The 19,786-nt window shown below is 51.7% G+C and carries 13 protein-coding genes and 1 tRNA gene; 8 read left to right on the forward strand and 6 right to left on the reverse strand.

The genetic code is table 11. The features are described from left to right. The first annotated feature begins 103 nt into the window (after positions 1-103). The 3 genes from GK091_RS16015 (at position 104) to GK091_RS16025 (ending at position 6,515) form a co-directional block, all read left to right on the forward strand. Entirely contained in the window at positions 104-892 is a 789-nt protein-coding gene (locus GK091_RS16015) for a DUF2490 domain-containing protein (protein WP_164040203.1), read from the forward strand. Positions 893-1,604: 712 nt separating this feature from the next. Then, positions 1,605-4,343 (forward strand): T9SS type A sorting domain-containing protein, encoded by a 2,739-nt coding sequence (locus tag GK091_RS16020; RefSeq protein WP_164040205.1) that lies wholly within the window; start codon positions 1,605-1,607, stop codon positions 4,341-4,343. Positions 4,344-4,595: 252 nt separating this feature from the next. After that, complete coding sequence (locus GK091_RS16025; RefSeq protein ID WP_164040207.1) at positions 4,596-6,515, forward strand: M14 family metallopeptidase; 1,920 nt, start codon at positions 4,596-4,598, stop codon at positions 6,513-6,515. Between the two features lie 110 nt (positions 6,516-6,625). Here GK091_RS16025 and GK091_RS16030 read toward each other — a convergent pair whose 3' ends face one another. The 3 genes from GK091_RS16030 to GK091_RS16040 are packed head-to-tail and all read right to left on the reverse strand — an operon-like array spanning position 6,626 to position 8,887. Beyond that, complete coding sequence (locus GK091_RS16030; RefSeq protein WP_164040209.1) at positions 6,626-7,132, reverse strand: shikimate kinase; 507 nt, start codon at positions 7,130-7,132, stop codon at positions 6,626-6,628. A gap of 8 nt (positions 7,133-7,140) precedes the next feature. Further along, the gene (locus tag GK091_RS16035) at positions 7,141-8,283 is read right to left on the reverse strand and encodes a BT_3928 family protein (RefSeq protein ID WP_164040211.1); all 1,143 of its coding nucleotides are present in this window, start codon (positions 8,281-8,283) and stop codon (positions 7,141-7,143) included. A gap of 37 nt (positions 8,284-8,320) precedes the next feature. Beyond that, positions 8,321-8,887 carry a DUF1599 domain-containing protein gene (locus GK091_RS16040; protein ID WP_164040213.1) on the reverse strand — a complete coding sequence of 189 codons (567 nt, stop codon included), beginning with the start codon at positions 8,885-8,887 and terminating at the stop codon, positions 8,321-8,323. A gap of 82 nt (positions 8,888-8,969) precedes the next feature. Here GK091_RS16040 and folP point away from each other — a divergent pair, with 82 nt between their 5' ends. From folP to GK091_RS16060, 4 genes are all read left to right on the forward strand, one after another. After that, the gene (gene folP / locus GK091_RS16045; protein ID WP_164040215.1) at positions 8,970-9,812 is read left to right on the forward strand and encodes a dihydropteroate synthase; all 843 of its coding nucleotides are present in this window, start codon (positions 8,970-8,972) and stop codon (positions 9,810-9,812) included. A gap of 79 nt (positions 9,813-9,891) precedes the next feature. After that, a tRNA-Lys gene (locus GK091_RS16050) sits at positions 9,892-9,967 on the forward strand. 662 nt (positions 9,968-10,629) lie between these two features. Beyond that, positions 10,630-15,300: a glutamate synthase large subunit gene (gltB, locus tag GK091_RS16055; protein ID WP_246202242.1), complete on the forward strand. Its 4,671-nt coding sequence runs from the start codon at positions 10,630-10,632 to the stop codon at positions 15,298-15,300. Between the two features lie 15 nt (positions 15,301-15,315). After that, the gene (locus tag GK091_RS16060) at positions 15,316-16,806 is read left to right on the forward strand and encodes a glutamate synthase subunit beta (RefSeq protein WP_164040217.1); all 1,491 of its coding nucleotides are present in this window, start codon (positions 15,316-15,318) and stop codon (positions 16,804-16,806) included. Positions 16,807-16,874: 68 nt separating this feature from the next. Here the strand turns inward: GK091_RS16060 and GK091_RS16065 are convergent, their stop codons facing one another. Continuing rightward, positions 16,875-17,321 carry a RidA family protein gene (locus GK091_RS16065; protein WP_164040220.1) on the reverse strand — a complete coding sequence of 149 codons (447 nt, stop codon included), beginning with the start codon at positions 17,319-17,321 and terminating at the stop codon, positions 16,875-16,877. A gap of 15 nt (positions 17,322-17,336) precedes the next feature. After that, a complete protein-coding gene (locus GK091_RS16070; protein WP_164040222.1) occupies positions 17,337-18,047 on the reverse strand; it encodes a DUF2461 domain-containing protein in 711 nt (236 codons plus the stop codon). A gap of 178 nt (positions 18,048-18,225) precedes the next feature. Here GK091_RS16070 and GK091_RS16075 point away from each other — a divergent pair, with 178 nt between their 5' ends. Further along, positions 18,226-18,414: a hypothetical protein gene (locus GK091_RS16075; RefSeq protein ID WP_164040225.1), complete on the forward strand. Its 189-nt coding sequence runs from the start codon at positions 18,226-18,228 to the stop codon at positions 18,412-18,414. A gap of 48 nt (positions 18,415-18,462) precedes the next feature. Here the strand turns inward: GK091_RS16075 and GK091_RS16080 are convergent, their stop codons facing one another. Then, positions 18,463-19,500: a spore photoproduct lyase family protein gene (locus tag GK091_RS16080; RefSeq protein ID WP_164040227.1), complete on the reverse strand. Its 1,038-nt coding sequence runs from the start codon at positions 19,498-19,500 to the stop codon at positions 18,463-18,465. Between the last annotated feature and the right edge of the window lie 286 nt (positions 19,501-19,786).

Genomic DNA, 19,786 nt, shown 5'->3' on the forward strand with positions numbered 1-19,786 from the left:
AAAAACTTTGGGGTCAGATTACGAAATTGTTAAGAATGAGACTACTGGCTTTACGGCTTATTAACATCACCTACTTTTGCGGTATCGTAATGAATTTGTACTTGTGAACCGCATCCCATTCGCTTTTGCCCTGACAGTCACTCTGTTTACGTTTATTTCTCACCGCACATCAGCGCAAACATCGCTTACACCGTCGACACCGTGGGGTACCTGGCTCATCGGTACGGTTCAGCTACCAGCGGGTGAGAAAAAATGGGGTGGTTTTGCCGAAATTCAGGCACGGAGCAATGGGGTCATGCACCAGTTTTTCTACAACGAACTGAAAGGCGGAGTCACGTATGATCTTGATCGGAATTTTACGCTGATGGTTGCCGGAGGACGCTATGCAACCTATGATTATCAGGCTCTGTCGGATGGTCCATTGAACACAGAAAAACGCCTTTGGGAACAGCTCATTATCAACCAATACCTGTCCCGGCTGAAATTCGAGCATCGCTACCGCATTGAGCAACGCTGGTTTACATTCCGCGATGGCAGCCACCCATTCAGGAATCGGATTCGTTATCGGTTGAATACATTCGTGCCGCTGAATCACCGGACTATTACGGACAAAACCGTGTTTCTGTCGGCCTATGACGAAGTCTTTCTGAACCCCGTTGGCCCCACGTTCGAACGCAACCGGTTATATGCTGGCATCGGTTACCAGCTGAGTCAGCAGTTGATTTTTCAGATCGGCTGGGTCAATCAGACTAACTATAGCGCGGCCACGTTTGAGCAGGGCGTCTTCACACCGGTAGCTGCTTCCGGAAAAAACAACCTGGTCGTCGGGATCACTTATCGGCTGTCACGCCATAGTTTCAACCCGGAGAAGCTCCCCTCCCAACCAGACTGATTATACAGCTTCGTCGGACCGTTCAGGTAAATTTTACGGCAGCGTACCTGTTACCGTATTGGTTATTTCATAATGCCCTTTATTTTTGCTGGATAATGCTGGAACTGGCATCTTCCCGGAATCGTCCTACTCATGGCTGACAACGGTGGTATTCCGCATCGCGTCTTACGCGTGCAGAATTTATAATTTTTCCATTTTTCAGTCTTGTTCGCACCGCTACCTTACGTTGTTAATCAAATCGTATCCTGTCCCGATATGTTGGTTAACTAACTCTTTATCAATAGTCTTTATTTGATGACGGTTGGACCGAAGCCCCATTTTTCACCATGTCGTCAACTGAAAAGAAAAATCAACGTAGGATTATTTAGCTACTAAGTACACGTATTCACCTGCTAAATGAGCTGTTCGGCGAACCGATTCATTACAATAGTTCATCAGTAGATACTATACCCTCCCTTTCTACTGTTATTCCATTTTGGAGGTGTTGGTTCTCCAGTCCTTGGAACAGTTCCGTTAACCGATTACAACCGCTTTATTCAACTTATATGAAAACGTTTTCTGTCAGATTCCCCGACGATTTGTGACCCTTCTGCGGCCATTCTGCCCTTAACCGATCTGTTTTTGGCAGTACCTACAGACCTGATTTATGACAGGAAGCGTTTAATGCTCCCTGATAAGCAGCAACGCACAATCCGGAATTTTACTACGATTTATGAAACGAGTTTTTGTTACGCATTGGTTTTTACTAGTATGGTTATCCCCTGTTCTAGCAATCGCCCAGATTCAGGTATCGTTTCCGGTCAGCCGGGCCGTTTTTCAGCGAAATACGAATAACGAAGCGACGATCCGCATCAATGGTTTTTTCACAACAGCTGCAACCCGGATCGATGCCCGTGTGCAGGCCCGCGATGGGCAGGGTACATCGACCGATTGGGTAACCCTGCAAAACAATCCCGCGGGTGGAGTCTTTTCGGGTGATTTAACGGCCAAAGGCGGCTGGTACAATCTGGAGCTACGAGCCATCAACGGCGATCAGCAAGTGGGTACGACGACGGTTGAACGGGTTGGTATTGGGGAGGTATTTGTCGTTGCCGGGCAGTCAAATGCGCAGGGCGTTTACGATGACATGGCGAGTGCCAGCGATGATCGCATCAACTGCGTCAACTACTTTGATGCCTCCGAATCGCCCAATGATCCGCCGAACGATGTGCTCAACCGGTTTTCGCACATTAACCAGGGTGGCAACATAACCCCGCGCGGGGTCGGTAGCTGGTCATGGGGACGATTGGGTGATTTACTGGCGCAACGGTTGAACGTACCCATTCTATTTTTCAACGCGGGCTACATCGGTACCGCCGTTATAAACTGGCGGGAAAGTGCAGAATCGGGCCGTACGGAAAGTATTTACTCGCAGGGGCTGTATTATCCCAATGGCCAGCCGTACGCCAACCTGCGCATTGCGCTTCAGTTCTACACCAACATGCTGGGTGTTCGGGCGGTGTTGTGGCAACAGGGAGAAGCCGAAAATTTCGATAATACCAGCCAAAGCAGCTACGTTACGAATTTACAGTATATCATCAATCGCAGTCGGCAGGAAGCGGGGAAGAACATTCCCTGGGTCGTGGCTCGTGTTTCCTATTCGGGCGATTCCAGGGGGACACGACCAGGAATCATTGCGGCTCAAAATCAAATCATCGCGACGGTTTCCAACGTGTTCGCCGGGCCCGCTACGGATGGCATTCAGATTCCCCGCCAGCGCGCACCACGTACTGTTTTTGACGATGTTCACTTCGACGTCAACGGTCTTCTCGAAGTGGCCAGCGCCTGGAACAACAGCCTGAACGACGCCTTCTTTGCCGCGGCCCAGCCCCAGCCACCGGTTCTGTCGCCAACGGTCACGGTTTCCTGCTCCGGAACGAACCAACTGGCGATTGCCGTCAACGGGTCGTTTTCGTCGATCACCTGGAACTCCGGCGAATCTTCACAGTCGATCAGCAAGGGAGCGGGTCAGTACCGGGCCAAAGTGAAGGATGCAACCGGCAACGTACTGTTCACCCCCGTCATTCGGGTGGCTGCAGCCCCAACGATTCAGGCATCCGGTCAAACAACGCTTTGCGCGGGCAACAGTGTTACGCTGAGAACTGATTATGCGAATAACCTTACCTGGAACAACAACACGACCAGCCAGCAATTGACCGTATCGACTGCCGGTGACTATTCGGTCCAGTATCGTGATGTGAGCGGCTGTACGTTCGTCTCTGGAACCGTATCGGTGCGGGTCAATCCATTGCCTGCGGCACCAACCGTTACCGCCCAGAATACGACGACATTCTGCCAGGGCGGAAGCGCCACCCTGAGTGCAAATGAAGTAGCCGGGTACTCCTACAGGTGGAATTCGGGGCAGACGAATCGGGTAATCGATGTGCAGACGGCAGGCGCTTATACCGTGGCCGTTACCGATCAGAACGGGTGTACCTCACCCCAGTCGCAGTCGCTGGCGGTGGTCGTGAATCCGTTGCCAACCACGCCTGTCGTAACCGCCAACCGAAGCACTACCCTATGCGCTGATCAGCAGGTAACGCTTACCTCAACCGCCGATGTGGCTTATCAGTGGACGGGTGGACAAACGTCGCGGGCGGTTACGCTGAACCAGTCGGGTGTCTACACGGTCCGGACGCTAAATGCGTTCAACTGCCTGTCCGCTCCCTCCAACGCCATCAGCATCCGGGTGAATCCGTTACCGAATCCGCCCACGCTAACGGCCAATGGCCAAACGGTCTTCTGTGAAGGCGGTCAGATTACACTAACCGCGAGCAGCAATTTGAAACCGTTCTGGACGACCGGTGACTCGATCTCAACGATTCAGGTAAACCGATCGGGTTCCTATTCGGCCCGGGTTCGTGATGCGAACGGTTGCTTATCCCCGCTGGCTACGGCCATTGCGGTCGATGTGAAGCCCGTACCGAGCACCCCATCGGTAGCCCAGGTAGGTACGTATACGCTCGAAGCGATGGGGTCCATACCAGGCGATTATTACCGATGGGTACTGAACTCGGATACGTTGGCCACCCAGACCGCTACTATTAAAGCCAATCGGTCGGGTTCTTATAGTTCCCAGGCTTTCATTCGCTACAGTTCGGCGCTTACCTGTTTTTCCAGCCCTTCAGCCCGGTTAAACTTTGTCGTCGATGAATCGAATCAGGGATTGAGTATCTACCCAAACCCGAGTCCAACTAAAGTCATTACGCTGGAAACGCAGGAGAATCTGACGAATGCCGTGGTGCAAATCTTTACGCCATCGGGTCAGGCCGTAGAGACGATCTACGTACCAGCGATCGATGAGCGGAAATCGATCGAACTGAACCGACTGGCTCCGGGCCTGTATATCATCCAGGTCAAAGCCGCCAATTTCTCGGTATCCAAACGTTTCCTGATCGGCATGGGCAACTAGAATTTTTGGTCATTATCAATACAACACTGTGGCGAGTCCACACTGGATAGGTGTTCATCTATTCCGGTGTGGACTCGCCATTTTACGGTAAAAAGAATATGACTTTACTTCTATTTTATTTTGATTTTAGTAAAATATTCAACCAGACTATTGGCGAACTCGTCACTACACAAAATCTTCTATAAATTGCTCACCGAACGGACCGTTCACAGCAACGCACGTACCTTCCTCCTATTTTGCCATCACCCTTCTATGAGAACGTATTGTACAGTACTCGTTTCCCTCCTGACGCTATCAACCGTATTCGCGCAAAAGTCGTATTACGGCACCGAAGAAAAATGGCCCGAGCAGGACACCGCCCGTAAAGTATACACCGTAAAAGGCGAACGACACGGCATCAGCTATTTCAAAAAGCATACGTTCAAGGACGTACAATACCAGATGGGATCGACGCTCACCTTCGATACGTACCATGCACCCGATGTGATGTATGGCTGGTGTCGCAAGTGGGCTGAACAATACCCGAACCTGGTCGACTTATACGAAGTGGCAAAGAGCTACGAAGGGCGGCCCATTCTGCAATTGACGCTGACGAACAAGAAAACAGGCAAACACACCGATAAACCGGCTGCTTATTTTGAAGGCGGTCGGCACAGTGGCGAGGTGACCAGTAGCGAAGCGGTACTCTGGCTGGCCAAGCACCTGCTGGACAACTATGGCAAAGATGCGTCGATCACGAAGCTACTGGACACCAAGACGATCTACCTGCGCCCCGAAAATAATCCGGATGGCGCAACTATGTATTTGTATACGGCGCAACGCAACCGCAGTTCCCTCCGTCCGAATGACAATGACCGGGATGGGCTGATGGATGAAGACTCCGAAGACGATCTGGATGGCGACGGCGTTATCTACCAAATCCGAAAAAAAGCGACGACCAAGGCCGATCTCGAAAAAGCGGACTACGTCATCGATCCGAAAGATAAATCGGGCCGGTTGATGAAACGGGTGCAGGCGGGTCGCGGAACCCACCTAGTCTATACCGAAGGCATTGACAACGATGGCGACGGCAAATACAACGAAGATGGCATTGGTGGCTTGGATAACCACCGCAACTATCCCGAAAACTGGCGTCCCGATCAGGGGGGCGATTTCACGGGTCGGGGGTATACGCAGGGGGGAGCCAGTGAGTACCCGCTCAGCGAACCCGAGACCCGAGCCACCTACGTCTGGCTGATGGGACATCCCAACATTACGGTCGTGAACTCAATGGATACGAGCGTACCCATGCACCTGCGCCCACCGTCCACATCCGCCAGTGCCGAAAGCATGTTCCCCGCCGACGAGGCTATTTACAAACGCATGGACAGCCTGGGCCTCTCGTTCACGGGCTATCCGTGGGCGGGTGATGTCTATGAGGTGTACAATACGCGCAATAAAGTTAACCGCCTAACCGGCGACCCGTCGAAACCACAACCCCTGTTCGGGCACGGACCGGATTTTGGCTATTTTCAGTACGGGGCGGTTTGGTACGGCGATGAGCTCTGGAACAACGGAGCTATGAAGGATTACGACGGCGACGGTGACCGGGATGAATACGACGCGCTGATGTGGGACGACGAAGCGAACGGTAAACGTGGCTTCAAGCTCTGGTCCAAGATGACGCATCCACAACTGGGCGAAGTAGAGATTGGCGGCTTCAATCCGAAATTTTTCTCGCAGAATGGTCCGGCCTGGATTCTGGAGAACTGGATCTCCAAACAGTCGAAATTCAATTTGGCAATGGCGAAAGAGCTTCCCCAGATCGATCTGACCGATGTAACGGTGAAGGCGTTGGCAGATAACGAATACGAAGTCAAAGCTACGTGGACCAATTCGGGCAAACTACCCGTGGCGCTGGAACAGGCAAAACGCGTTAAAATGGTTCAGGAAGACCGGGTAACGCTGGACATTGACAAGGAACTGCTGAAAGGGTTCAACGAGGCAAAAGTCATCATTACGCAGCCGGCCCTGTTCGACAAAACGATTTTCGCGGGTTACACCAACGTCGGCGAGAAGAAGGAAGCCACTTTCCGCGTGAAACTCAACCAGCCGGGCCGTGTTAAAGCAAAGGTAAAATTACTGTCAACACGGGGCGGTTATAAGGAGAAAGAGATCACCATCGGAAAATAAGCAATGAAAGCGCTCAGTCCTCTCGGAACGCTTCCGCACTAAAAATCGGCAACGGGCAAGGCGTATGAAAACGGCCTGATCCGTTGCCGATTTTGTTGTTACGTAGGGTTCTACATCCAGACACCAATCCGGCGGAGCACTTCCTCCTCGTTCGTCTCACCCGCCACAATGATCGCGGCCTGGTTATAAAATTGCAGGCGGTGCTTGTAGCGCTGCTGCAAGGTATCGAACAGGTTGGGGTCGCTCGGATTGTTCAGTGGTCGATCATCGGTAGCGTGAGCCAGTAGCCGCCGAACCAGTATCTCAACCGGCACATCCAGAAAGACAGAAATGCCGGTTGCATTGATATAGGCCATGTTATCGTGAAAGCAGGGCATTCCGCCACCGGTCGATACCACCGTATTGTCGCCAGGCCGGATGGTCCGCAAAACACGATGCTCAGCTTCACGAAAATAAGCCTCTCCGGATTCTGCAAAAATCTCGGGAATGGAACGTCCCTCATCGCGAACGATCTGCTTGTCGGTATCAAGAAAGCGATAATGCAATGCGTCGGCCACGCGCTTCCCCAGGGTGCTCTTACCGGACGAGGGCATGCCAATAAAAAAAATGTTTTTCACTCACTCACTCATTTTACCCGTTCCAGTACTTCAGCGGCATCGGGCGTCGTATTATAATGCCATTTGCCGCGCACAACGCCGTCTTTCAATAGCCACGTGCCCGGATTCGACCGCATAATCGTCTTTAGCACAGTCGCATCCGCTTTGTAATACGGTATATTGTCCAGCTGAAACTCTTTGCGGAATGCTTTGATCTCGTCATCACCAGCCGAAGTCAGTATGTACGGGGTTACGCTGGACCCTTTCAAGCCTTCGGCCAGCGACCGGATGGCGGGCAGGCTACCGGCATCGATGTCCTTGATATTCTTGACGATAATGAACAGCTTATTGCCTTCGAATGTCTGCGGGGTAAAGTCGCCGGCATCATTCCAGACCCGGTAATCGGTAATTTTAGGCTTGGCATTCTCATTGACCAATACCATCTCCTTAAACTTGTAGCTCGGATCGGTGGGATACTGCTCGTACTCACTCGTTTTCCCATCTTTCTCCATAACGTACTTGTAGCGTAGCGGCTCGGAGGGCTTCATCTGATCGGGCACACTCTTCCCAACCGCATAGGGTAGCATGTCGATCGGCGGCAGGAACGAAATTGCATAGATACCTAATCCCAGCGTCAGAAAGACCGTAAGCGCAAATACCCAGCCCGTTTTACGGGGTGTTATCCGGTTCCGATGCCCAATGATGAACAGAATCAGAATCGTCAGGACAACATCTTTACTAAATGAAGTCCAGGGTTTTAGCTTAATGGCGTCGCCGAAACAGCCGCAGTCGGTCACCCGGTTGAAATAGGCCGAGTAGAAGGTCAGAAACGTAAAAAATACAATCAGGAAAAACAGCAGCCAGGTTGTAACCTTGGGTTTGTAAGAAACCAGCAAGGCCACGCCCAGAATAATTTCGGCCGCGCAGAACAGCACCGACATCGCCAGCGTGAAGGGTACTAGCCCCATGAAGAAATCGTGCAGAAACGGGACATCCTGCGCAAAAACCTCAAAATATTCTTCAAACTTGATCTGCGTGCCAACCGGATCGTTGAGCTTGATCAGGCCCGAAAAGATAAAAATGGCACCGACCAGAAACCGGGCGATCCGGGCGGCAATCAACATGGGGGGTGTCCCCGTTTTAATTTTGGGCGGAGGGGTTGCTGTATTCATGCGAGTAAGGCGGAAAAAGCCCGCAGTGCAGTCTCTTTTATAAGGATTTCGACAGCAACGTCGGACCGTCCGCGTTACTTTTTATCAAACAAAAAACGGCGTAATTGATCATATCCATATAGTTGGCTTCGACACCTTCCGAAACCAGCGTGTTCCCCTGATTATCCTCGATCTGCTTGGTCCGCAACAGTTTCATCAGAATAATATCGGTCATGGAGCTAATACGCATTTCGCGCCAGGCTTCCCCGTAATCGTGATTCTTGGCAAACAATAATTCGATGACCTGACCAACCTGTTTATCATACAGTCGTTCGAGTTCATCGGTCGGAATATCGGTACGCGGATCATCATGCAGCTGCACCTGGATAAGGGCCATGACACAGTAATTGATGATGCCAACGAATTCAGGTTCAATCCCTTCACCCACGCGACTCACGCCCGTTTCCTGCAAGGTACGAATACGTTGCGCTTTGATGTAAATCTGATCGGTAATGCTGGGTAGACGCAGAATTCGCCAGGCCGTGCCGTAATCTTTATTTTTTTTCAGGAATAAATCTTTGCAGCGTTGAATGACGTGCCGATATTCGGTTTCCGTATGTTGCATAGTCCTCACTCACGAGTCGACTGGTGCCAGTGAGTTTGCGCTGTGCATTGAAGCGGGTCACTGGCGACTATCGCCTACTTTTATGCCGAAAGTTACGAAAAAAACACTAAACTGCCGGGGGCGACTTGTTTCGCTGGAAACGCCCGTCGTGATGGGTATCCTGAATAGTACGCCCGATTCCTTCTTTGCCGGAAGCCGGATTTCGCTCGAAAAAACGGTCGATACTGCACAGAAAATGCTGGCCGATGGCGCAACGTTTCTGGATATTGGTGGCTACTCGACCCGGCCCGGAGCCGCCGAGGTTAGTCCCGATGAAGAATCAGACCGCGTCCTGCCCGTCATCGAAGCGATTCTGGCAAGTTTTCCGGATGCCCTGCTGTCGGTGGATACGTTCCGCGCGTCGGTTGCCCGCCAGGCAGTAGACGCAGGGGCAGTGCTCGTCAATGATGTGGGCGGTGGCACCCTTGATCCAGCCATGTTTGACACCGTGGCGACGCTTGGTGTACCCTACGTACTCATGCACATGCGCGGAACCCCCGCGACCATGCAGTCCATGACGACCTATCAGAATCTCGTGACTGATCTGCTCGACGAGCTGGCCGTTCGACTGGCTGCGTTACGGGCTTTGGGCCAAAAAGATGTGCTTATCGACCCCGGTTTTGGCTTTGCGAAGACGCCTGAGCAAAATTTTTTTCTACTCAATCAGCTCGATGCCTTCGACCTTTTCGATGAACCTTTACTCGTCGGTTTGTCCCGCAAAACCACCATTTGGAAAACTCTGAAAATCAGCGCGGATGAAGCCCTGAACGGGACCACTGTTCTGAACACGATCGCCCTCATGAAAGGGGCGTCTATCCTACGCGTTCATGATGTTCGGGAAGCGGTCGAAGCCATAAAATTGACGCAGCAGCTAACTTTTTTTTAGGCAAGTTCTTGCGTTTAGAAAAACAAACTCCTACTTTTGCATTCCCAAACGACAACGACCTGTTTGCTACGAGGGAAATGATTTGGTAGCTCAGCTGGTAGAGCAATACACTTTTAATGTATGGGTCCTGGGTTCGAATCCCAGCCGAATCACCAAAAACGTCAAAAGCCGCCCATCAGAGCGGCTTTTGACGTTTTTATCATACCCGATCCTATCCGTCGATTCCCCCTTTACCCTACTCCAACCGGCTCTGACAATTCGTGGGACCAGGCTTGTTCGAGTTAAATTGACTGGTCGCTTGGTTGAGCTCGTTTACAACTCCGCTCATTTCGTTTCGTTCTTACGTGGCTACGTTGCCACCCGCACCAAAGACATGGACAAGGCATATTAACGCAGCGAATTCCTGCGCGCCAAATGCCCTTCACACGTTGACCATTGATTCCTGAAAACAGTCCACCCAAGCACCCCATAACTATACGATCGGGTTAGGTAATTTCTGCATTGATCTACGTGTAATCAGTTTAAATTAACCTTGAAAACACTGCCTTTTGTTCTCTTTTCAAGAAGATCTATAATCAAATTCACAATTAGCACCGTTTACTAGTAAATTCTGACAATGCTGATTTTTACCAAATTTTTTTGGTAGTATATTGCATGACTTTATCGCAAACGCCCGTCAACTCGGCTGCCAACTTCGAATTAAATTACCAGCCGGTACGTTAATTAATTTAGAATTTCCCAATTAAAGCTGCCATTTTTTACAATTCTGATAATCAGGAGGCTAAAAACGGCAGCATAACCCAACGCTGTTACGACCATGTCTGATCAGGTTGACCAATTAACGGACTGCCAGCAACAAGCCTTGCAGACTCCATCTACTCAGGGACTTTTCGCGGGCCAATCCAGTCCGGAACCATCCAGTTCGGAACCATCCAGTCCGGGACTCTATCGTCCGGAGTTCGAACACGACAATTGTGGTATTGGCTTTGTGGCCCACATTAAAGGGCGGAAGTCACACCGAATTGTATCGGATGCGCTTCAGATGCTCCGCCGGATGGAACACCGGGGTGCTGTTGGTGCCGAAGCCAATTCCGGCGATGGCGCGGGCCTGCTGATCCAGATTCCACACGAGTTTTTTCTGGATGAAACCCGTAAACTAGGCGTTCATCTGCCGCCAGCGCTCGAATACGGCGTTGGTATGGTTTATTTTCCGAAAGATGTCTGGCTGCGCGAAGAGTGCCGGGCCATTCTGAACCGGAACATGAAAAAACTGGGGCTGGAACTGCTCTGCTACCGTGTTGTGCCCGTCAATAACAGCGATTTGGGCAATGGCTCGCGCTCTGCCGAACCGCAAATGGAGCAGGTGTTTATCAAACGCCCGGTCGATATTACAAACGCGGATGATTTTGAGCGGAAACTCTATATTCTCCGTAACTACAGCACGCGCATCATCAACGAAACCGTTGCGGGTGTCGATCATTTCTACTTCTCGTCGCTATCCTGCCGTACCATAACGTATAAGGGTCAGCTTACCACGTTACAGCTGGAGCCTTACTTCCCTGATCTTCAGCAGGAAGAAGTGGTGTCGGCATTGGGCGTTGTGCACTCCAGGTTCTCAACCAATACGTTCCCATCCTGGAAACTGGCCCAGCCGTTCCGCTACATTGCGCACAACGGTGAGATCAACACGGTGCGCGGCAACGTCAACTGGATGAAAGCCGCAGAAGGGCTGCTCGAAACAGCGAAGTTTACGAAGGATGAGATGGACATGTTATTGCCCATCTGCGATCCGAAGCAATCCGATTCGGCCAACCTCGACAATGCCATTGAGCTATTGGTCATGAGCGGTCGTTCGCTGCCGCACGTAATGATGATGCTCGTTCCGGAAGCCTGGGATGGCAACGAGCACATGGACCCCATTCGGAAAGCCTTTTATGAGTACCATGCGGCCCTGATTGAGCCCTGGGATGGTCCAGCGTCGATCTCGTTTACCGATGGCCGCATCGTGGGTGCGACACTCGACCGTAATGGTCTGCGCCCTTCCCGGTTCTGGGTAACCAATGACGATATCGTCATCATGGCTTCGGAAGTGGGCGTGCTGGACATTGATCCGGCCAAGGTCGTGTCAAAAGGTCGCCTGCAACCGGGCAAAATGTTCCTGGTTGACATGGAACAGGGTCGTATCGTAGCCGATGAGGAAATCAAGGCACAGATTTCGACCCGCAAGCCGTATCAGGACTGGCTGGATGCCAACAAAATCCGGATTTCGGATCTGGAAGCCCCCATCCGTGCTTATCGCAACTATGACCCGGCTAAGCTGATGCAGATGCAGCAGGCTTTCGGCTTCACCTCCGAAGATCTGCGGATGATTCTGGCGCCGATGGTCGAAACGGGCAAAGAAGCGCTTGGTTCGATGGGCATCGATATACCGCTGGCCATTCTGTCGGAACAGAGCCAGCACATGAGCCATTACTTTAAGCAGTTGTTTGCTCAGGTAACCAACCCACCGATTGATTCGATTCGGGAACGCTCGATCATGTCGCTCATTTCGTTCGTTGGTGCGACCTATAATCTATTGAGCGAATCGCCCGAACATTGCCGGCAGGTTGAACTGGAACAACCAGTGCTCACCACGCAGGAGTTCGATAAGCTTCGGTTCATCGATAAACCGAAATTCCAGGCGAAAACCATCAACTGCCTCTTTACCGCCGACGGAGACGGGAAATCCCTCGAACGGGCGCTTGATCGGATTTGTCGCTACGCCGAAGATGCTATTCAGGACGGTTATTCCATTCTGGTTCTGTCTGACCGGGCCATTGATTCGAGCCATGCGCCGATTCCGTCCCTGTTGTCCACCTCGGCTATTCACCACCACCTGATTCGTCAGGGGCTGCGGGGAAAAGTGGGTATTGTGGTTGAAGCGGGTGATGTTTGGGAAACGCACCACGTGGCTACGCTGATTGGTTATGGCGCGTCGGGTGTGAACCCTTATATGGCGTTCGAGACCATTGCCAACATGCAGGAAAAAGGCCTATTGCAGGTTGATTACGACCTCGACAAGCTGTATAAGAACTACGTGAAGGCGGTCAACGGCGAATTACTAAAAATCTTCTCGAAGATGGGTATTTCGACGCTGCAATCGTACCAGGGCGCGATGATCTTCGAGTGCCTTGGTCTGAATCAGGATGTCGTTTCGCGTTACTTCACCGGCACGATTTCGCGCATTGGCGGCATGGGCCTGAATGAAATCGCCCGCGAAATTCTCGTTCGCCACTGCATCGCCTTCCCCGATACGCGGGTGCTGGCGCCCCGGCTCGAAGTGGGTGGTATCTATCAGTGGAAACAGCGGGGTGAAAAGCACATTTTCAACCCCGACACGATTCACCTGCTGCAACAATCGACGCAGAAAAACGATTACGCACTTTTCAAAAAATACTCGAAGCTCATCAACGACCAGACGCAGAAAGCGATTACGCTGCGTGGCTTGCTGAAATTTAAGAAGGGTGCCGCGATTCCGTTGGATGAAGTAGAACCGATCGAAAGCATCTTCAAGCGCTTTGCAACGGGAGCGATGTCGTTTGGCTCGATTTCGTGGGAAGCGCACACAACACTGGCCATTGCCATGAACCGCATTGGTGGCAAAAGCAACTCCGGCGAAGGGGGCGAAGACGAACTTCGGTACAAGCCACTTCAGAACGGCGACAGCATGAACTCGGGCATCAAACAGGTCGCTTCGGGCCGGTTTGGTGTAACGAGCAATTACCTCACGAATGCCAAAGAGTTGCAGATCAAAATGGCGCAGGGTGCCAAACCCGGCGAAGGTGGTCAGTTACCCGGCTTCAAAGTAGACGACTGGATCGGTCGCACGCGTCACTCAACCCCTGGCGTTGGCCTGATTTCGCCCCCTCCTCACCACGACATTTATTCGATCGAGGATTTGGCGCAGTTGATTTCTGATCTTAAAAACGCCAACCGTGCCGCTCGTATCAGTGTTAAACTGGTATCGGAAGCCGGTGTAGGAACCATTGCGGCTGGTGTTGCCAAAGCCCACGCTGACCACATCCTGATTTCGGGACACGATGGCGGTACGGGTGCATCTCCCCTATCGTCGATCCGTCACGCGGGTCTGCCGTGGGAGTTGGGCTTAGCCGAAGCGCATCAGACGTTGGTTCGCAACAAACTACGTGGCCGGGTAACGGTACAGACCGACGGGCAAATGCGTACGGGTCGCGATCTGGCCATTGCGGCACTGCTCGGTGCTGAGGAATTCGGCGTTGCTACCGCTGCGCTGGTGGCTACAGGCTGTATCATGATGCGGAAGTGTCATTTGAACACCTGCCCCGTTGGTGTGGCTACGCAAAATAAAGAACTTCGCGCGCTCTTTACGGGCAAGCCGGAGCATGTAGTGAACATGTTCACCTTCCTGGCGATGGAACTTCGTGAGATCATGGCTGACCTTGGTTTCCGCACCATCAACGAAATGGTTGGCCAGGCGCAGATGCTCGAACTCCGCGACGATTTGCCACACTGGAAATACAGAAACGTCAATCTTGATGCGCTGCTGTACAAAGAACCAACGAACCTCGACGTTGCGCTGTACAAGCAGGAAGAGCAGAATCACTACCTGGACGACGTTCTCGACCGGAAACTGATCGACGTGGCCCAACCAGCCCTTGATTCTGGAGAATCGGTGTACGCCGAGTTTACGGTGCAGAACATCGACCGGAGTATTGGGACCATGTTGTCGAACGAAATCTCGAAAGTCTACGGTGGACTAGGTCTGCCCGAAAGCACCATCCACGTTAAATTACGGGGTACGGCTGGTCAGAGCTTTGGGGCATTCGGCACGAGCGGTATTAAACTCGAACTGGAAGGTGACGCCAATGACTATTTCGGAAAAGGTCTCTGCGGCTCGCAGTTGATTGTGTATCCGGACCGGGCCGCTCAGTTTAAACCCGAAGAAAACAGCATCGTTGGCAACGTGTCGTTCTATGGTGCCACATCGGGTGAAGCGTTTATCCGGGGTATGGCCGGCGAGCGGTTCTGCGTTCGTAACTCCGGCGCGAAAGTGGTCGTCGAAGGTATTGGTGATCACGGTCTGGAATATATGACTGGCGGCCTTGCCATCATCCTCGGCCAGACGGGACGCAACTTTGCGGCTGGCATGTCGGGCGGGGTGGCTTACGTGTACGATCAGGACGGAACCTTCGCGTCGAAAGTAAACCCGGAAATGGTCAGTCTCGAACCGTTGAATGACGAAGATCAGGGGATCGTTCGGGAATACATCGACAAGCATTTCCAATACACTACTAGTAATGTTGCCCTGGCCCTGATTCAGGACTGGGACCAGCAGATTGGTCGGTTTGTCAAGGTGATGCCGGGTGATTTCCGCGCTGCACTCGCCGGACGAGGCATCTCGCTGGCGGATCAGATTCGAGACAAAAGCATTGTTTATCAGGACATTGTAGTGGACGTGACGCAGGGCTAAGCACTGCATAGTATTATGGGAAAACCTACCGGATTTTTAGAATTCGCGCGCGAACTGCCTAAGAAGCGCGAACCACAACAGCGGATTCACGACTATAAGGAAATTGAAATGCCCTTTTCGGGCGATGACTCCCAGCGGCAGGCCGCTCGCTGTATGGACTGTGGAACGCCATTCTGTCACAGCGGTTGCCCGCTTGGCAACATCATTCCAGAGTTCAACGATGCTGTCTATGAACAGAACTGGGCCTATGCCTACGAGATTCTAAGCTCGACCAATAATTTTCCCGAATTTACGGGGCGTATCTGTCCGGCTCCCTGCGAAGCTTCGTGCGTGTTGGGGATCAACAAGCCCCCCGTTGCGATCGAGTTTATCGAGAAATCGATTGCCGAGATTGCCTTTGAGCGTGGTTACGTCACCCCGAAAGCCCCTAAGGTGCGGACGGGTAAGCGAGTAGCGGTCATTGGTTCCGGACCCGCTGGTCTGGCGGCTGCTTCGCAACTGAATAAGGCCGGTCATACGGTGACGGTGTTTGAACGGGCCGATCAGATCGGTGGGCTACTACGTTACGGTATTCCGGACTTCAAGCTCGAAAAATGGACGATCGACCGGCGGCTGGCGGTTATGGAAGCCGAAGGCGTAACGTTCAAAACGGGTGTTAATGTCGGCGTCGATCTGAAAGCGCATGACCTACTGGACCAGTTTGACCTGATCATGCTTACTGGCGGCTCTACCGTTCCGCGCGATTTGTCCATTACAGGTCGCGACCTGAAAGGAGTTTACCCGGCGATGGAGTTCCTGAGTCAGCAGAATAAACGAAACGCAAACCGGCCCGTACATGTCGATCATCAGGGCGTTCCTTATGCCGATAGCGAGCTTTGGGCAACGGATAAAAACGTCGTTGTTATTGGTGGTGGCGATACCGGTTCCGACTGCGTTGGTACGTCGAACCGGCACGGTGCCGCCAGCATCACGCAAATTGAACTGATGCCACAGCCGCCGAAAGATCGTGCCACCAGTACCCCCTGGCCCAACTGGCCGATGATGCTCCGCACCAGTACCTCGCACGAGGAAGGCTGCGAACGTTATTGGTCGATCAACACCAAAGCGTTCATTGGGGACGACAACGGCAATCTGAAGGCGATGCGTATCGTTGATCTGGAATGGAAAAACGAGAATGGTCGGATGCAGATGGTTGAAGTACCCAATTCAGAGCGCGACATCCCATGCGAACTGGCGTTGCTGGCCGCTGGGTTTCTGCACCCGCAACACAACGGTCTGTTGGATGAACTGGGTGTTGAATACGACGAACGGGGTAACGTACGGGCATCGAATTACCAGGTAACGACCAATCCAAAAGTATTTACGGCTGGCGATATGCGCCGGGGGCAGTCACTGGTTGTCTGGGCCATCTCCGAAGGTCGTGAAGCAGCCCGCGCTGCCGACGTTTACCTCATGGGCGAAACGCTCCTCGAAGGCAAAGCAGTGTCGATGCTGGCCGAAGTATAGACGGCCGCAATTCGCGTTTAAAAATTATAGTTAAAAAGCCGCTGGTAGATCTACCAGCGGCTTTTTAACTATTTCTCCGCGATCACTTCGATTTCAACCAATACCTTGTCCTGAACGATTTGGGGAATGCTTTTTACTTCGGCAATACCGGGCATACCTTGCGTAAAATACGCTGCGCTGGCGCTTGTTACCTCTTGCGTAAGTGCCGAATTGACCTGAGCATCCTGGCCTTTAACATGGTAAGTCACTTGTTTCACATCTCGAAGTGTCAGACCGACAGCGCCAAGTGCCGTTTTCAGATTTTCGAACACCTGCTGCGTCTGCGCCGTTAAATCACCGGCACCGACAAGCTCACCATTTGCGTTAAAAGGACGTTGATTGCTTATATATACCTGCCGATTCCCCACACCTGTTTCTACTCGATACAGGTAGCCGGTAGGGTATGTCGAGGACGTTTGTGCCTGGGCAAACGAGGCAATCAGCAGCACTGGCAGTACAGTCAGGAAAAATCTCATGTCTATATCATTTGTTTAAAGCGTAACGGGTTCCTCTTTCTCGTCAAAGAACAGGTAATTCAGAAAGTCGCAGTAGGGTTTGATCAGTCCGCAACCTCGTACAATTTCGTCGGCGAAGGTTGGCTTCAACACCTCTTTATCCGTGTAGCGATGGATAAAGAACAACTCCTTTCGACGCAATAACTCACTTTCGGCATGGTCAGCGGAGTACCCCTTCGGCATGACTTTCAGGCTTTCGCCACTGATTTCCGGGAAATACGCCTTAAAGGCATCGGCTTCTATGATCTCCTTTAGTTCATCAACGTTATAGTCAATTTCCTGCCGGAATTTAGCCAGGTTAGTGGGTGTCGGTTGCCACATGCCAGCTCCCAGAAAGGACTGGTTCCCCGGCTGAATCTGCACGTAATAATCAATCCGGCCCGAGTGCCGCCCGCCGGGTCCAACAGCAAAGGCCAGATTGGATTTGTAAGGAGCCTTGTCTTTCGAAAAACGAATATCGCGGTTGATCCGGAAAATGCAATCTTTCACAGCCGTATTGGCCAGTGGTTCGAAGGGGCTCAGACCAGCCAATACACGCTCGACGACGCCACAAAGTTCATTTTTAGCCGCATCATACCGAGGTCGGTTGGCCTGAAACCAGTCGCGGTGATTGTTTTCGACGAGATCGCGCAGGAAATCGAGCGTTTGCCGGGTAAAGACAGTGTTTGAAGGTGATTTTGTTGTCATAACTAACCAAAGATAGACAATTACGTCTGTAAGTCAGTCGCGGAGTCAATCAGTTTCTGGTTAAAAACTGCGGTAAGCAGCCTGGTCGGCAATTAGTTCCAGGTGCTCGTTTATGCATGAATACATGAACAAAATACGTGCCAGGCAGTTTGGCTTTTATAACTCAACAAGAAAAGTCATGGCTGATAAAACGCTTGAAAAAGTCGAAGAAGAATACAAGGATCAACGGGTAACGGGCAACCAGGATAACGGCACGCAGCACGGTCAGAAAGGCAGTTCGACCTCGCACAAGAGCGCGAAGCATTCAAAAGGAGGCAGCAGTGCAGGCCACGCCAGCGGTGGCAGCAAAGGCGGGCACTCGAATTAAGATTAACCAGCACAGAGCCCGATGCCAGTGAATCGGGCTCTGTGCTGATTAGAAGATATAGCGAATCTCACACCAGGGAATTTCTTCCTGTACCAGTCGTTCAAACACCATAATCATCTTGCTCTTCAACTGATGGTTGTAGCGGATATTCCAACCGCCAAACTGACTGACCTTACTCTCCTGCAACTCAGGCACCCATAGTAACTCTTCTGCTTTTGGATTGATCGCCAGATTAGCCTGATGCTGTCCCTGGTTGTGCGTCAGAAAGATGATCTCCGCTTTCAGTTGCGTCTTCACTTCGGGACGCAAAGCGCTATCCAGTTGCTGGAACAACTCTCGGTAGTCCGTACGCCATTGTTTACCACCGTAGACGATCACCGGGGCAAAGTTGACGTGTACTTCATAACCCGCATCGTAGAACTCATTGATAGCGGCAATACGTTTGTCAATACTGTCCGTCCGAACGTCCACCAGTTTACTTACGTGGGCCGGCATCAGGCTAAAGCGAATGCGTACTTTCCGTTTTGGGTCAACATCAAGCATAGACCGGTTGACGAACTTTGTGGCAAAGGTTGCCTTCGCACGAGGGTGATCGCGGTAGAATTCCAACACCTGCCGAATGCCGCTGGATAGGTCATAATCGACAGAAATATCGGAGTTACAACCGATGTCGTAGGTATAAAAATCGGGGTCTGTCTGATTGGCAACCCGAGGCCACGCCTGACTCATGACGTGCTTATCCACCGATTCAACGATCTCTTCGACGTTGGTGAATAGCGTAATCGGGTTGACGTTTTTGTGCCGGTCAACGTAGCAATACGCACAGCCGCCGAAACAACCGTTGGCAAGGCTCGGCGCGATATAGTCCGAACTGCGACCGCTCCATTTGATAGCCTGCGTCTTGAGTTTCCCTAGTACCAGCACATCCGATTTGACCTTAAAGTGGTTCATACCCAACTCGGGCAGGCGGTTGTGCTGTTTTACTTCAAGTGTCTCTGCATCAGGAAATTGAGCCACCACTGCTTCGCCCCGTTCATTGAGTGCATCCGCCGTATACAGGATAATGTTGGGCTTGAAATCAGGCATGAATTAGTCGTTGAGTCTAGTAGTATAACAACGATTTTACCTACTGGATAGTTCGATTAAATTTCCGCACAAATCACTGACATACAGTACATTAATCAACAGTCGGTGGCAATTGTAGTGTAAATAGAGCCAATGTATTCAATGCCATAGGCACTGGAGGAAAGGCGAGATTGTACGGAGTTCGGTATTCGACAATTCGTACGCCGTATCTTGGAGATACGGCGTATGAATTGTCGAGCAGCACGCACCATTCTGCTAAAAACAGCAAAGGGAGCCAATTCGTAAA

The sequence above is a fragment of the Spirosoma agri genome (genome assembly GCF_010747415.1).
Taxonomy (GTDB): Bacteria; Bacteroidota; Bacteroidia; order Cytophagales; family Spirosomataceae; genus Spirosoma; species Spirosoma agri.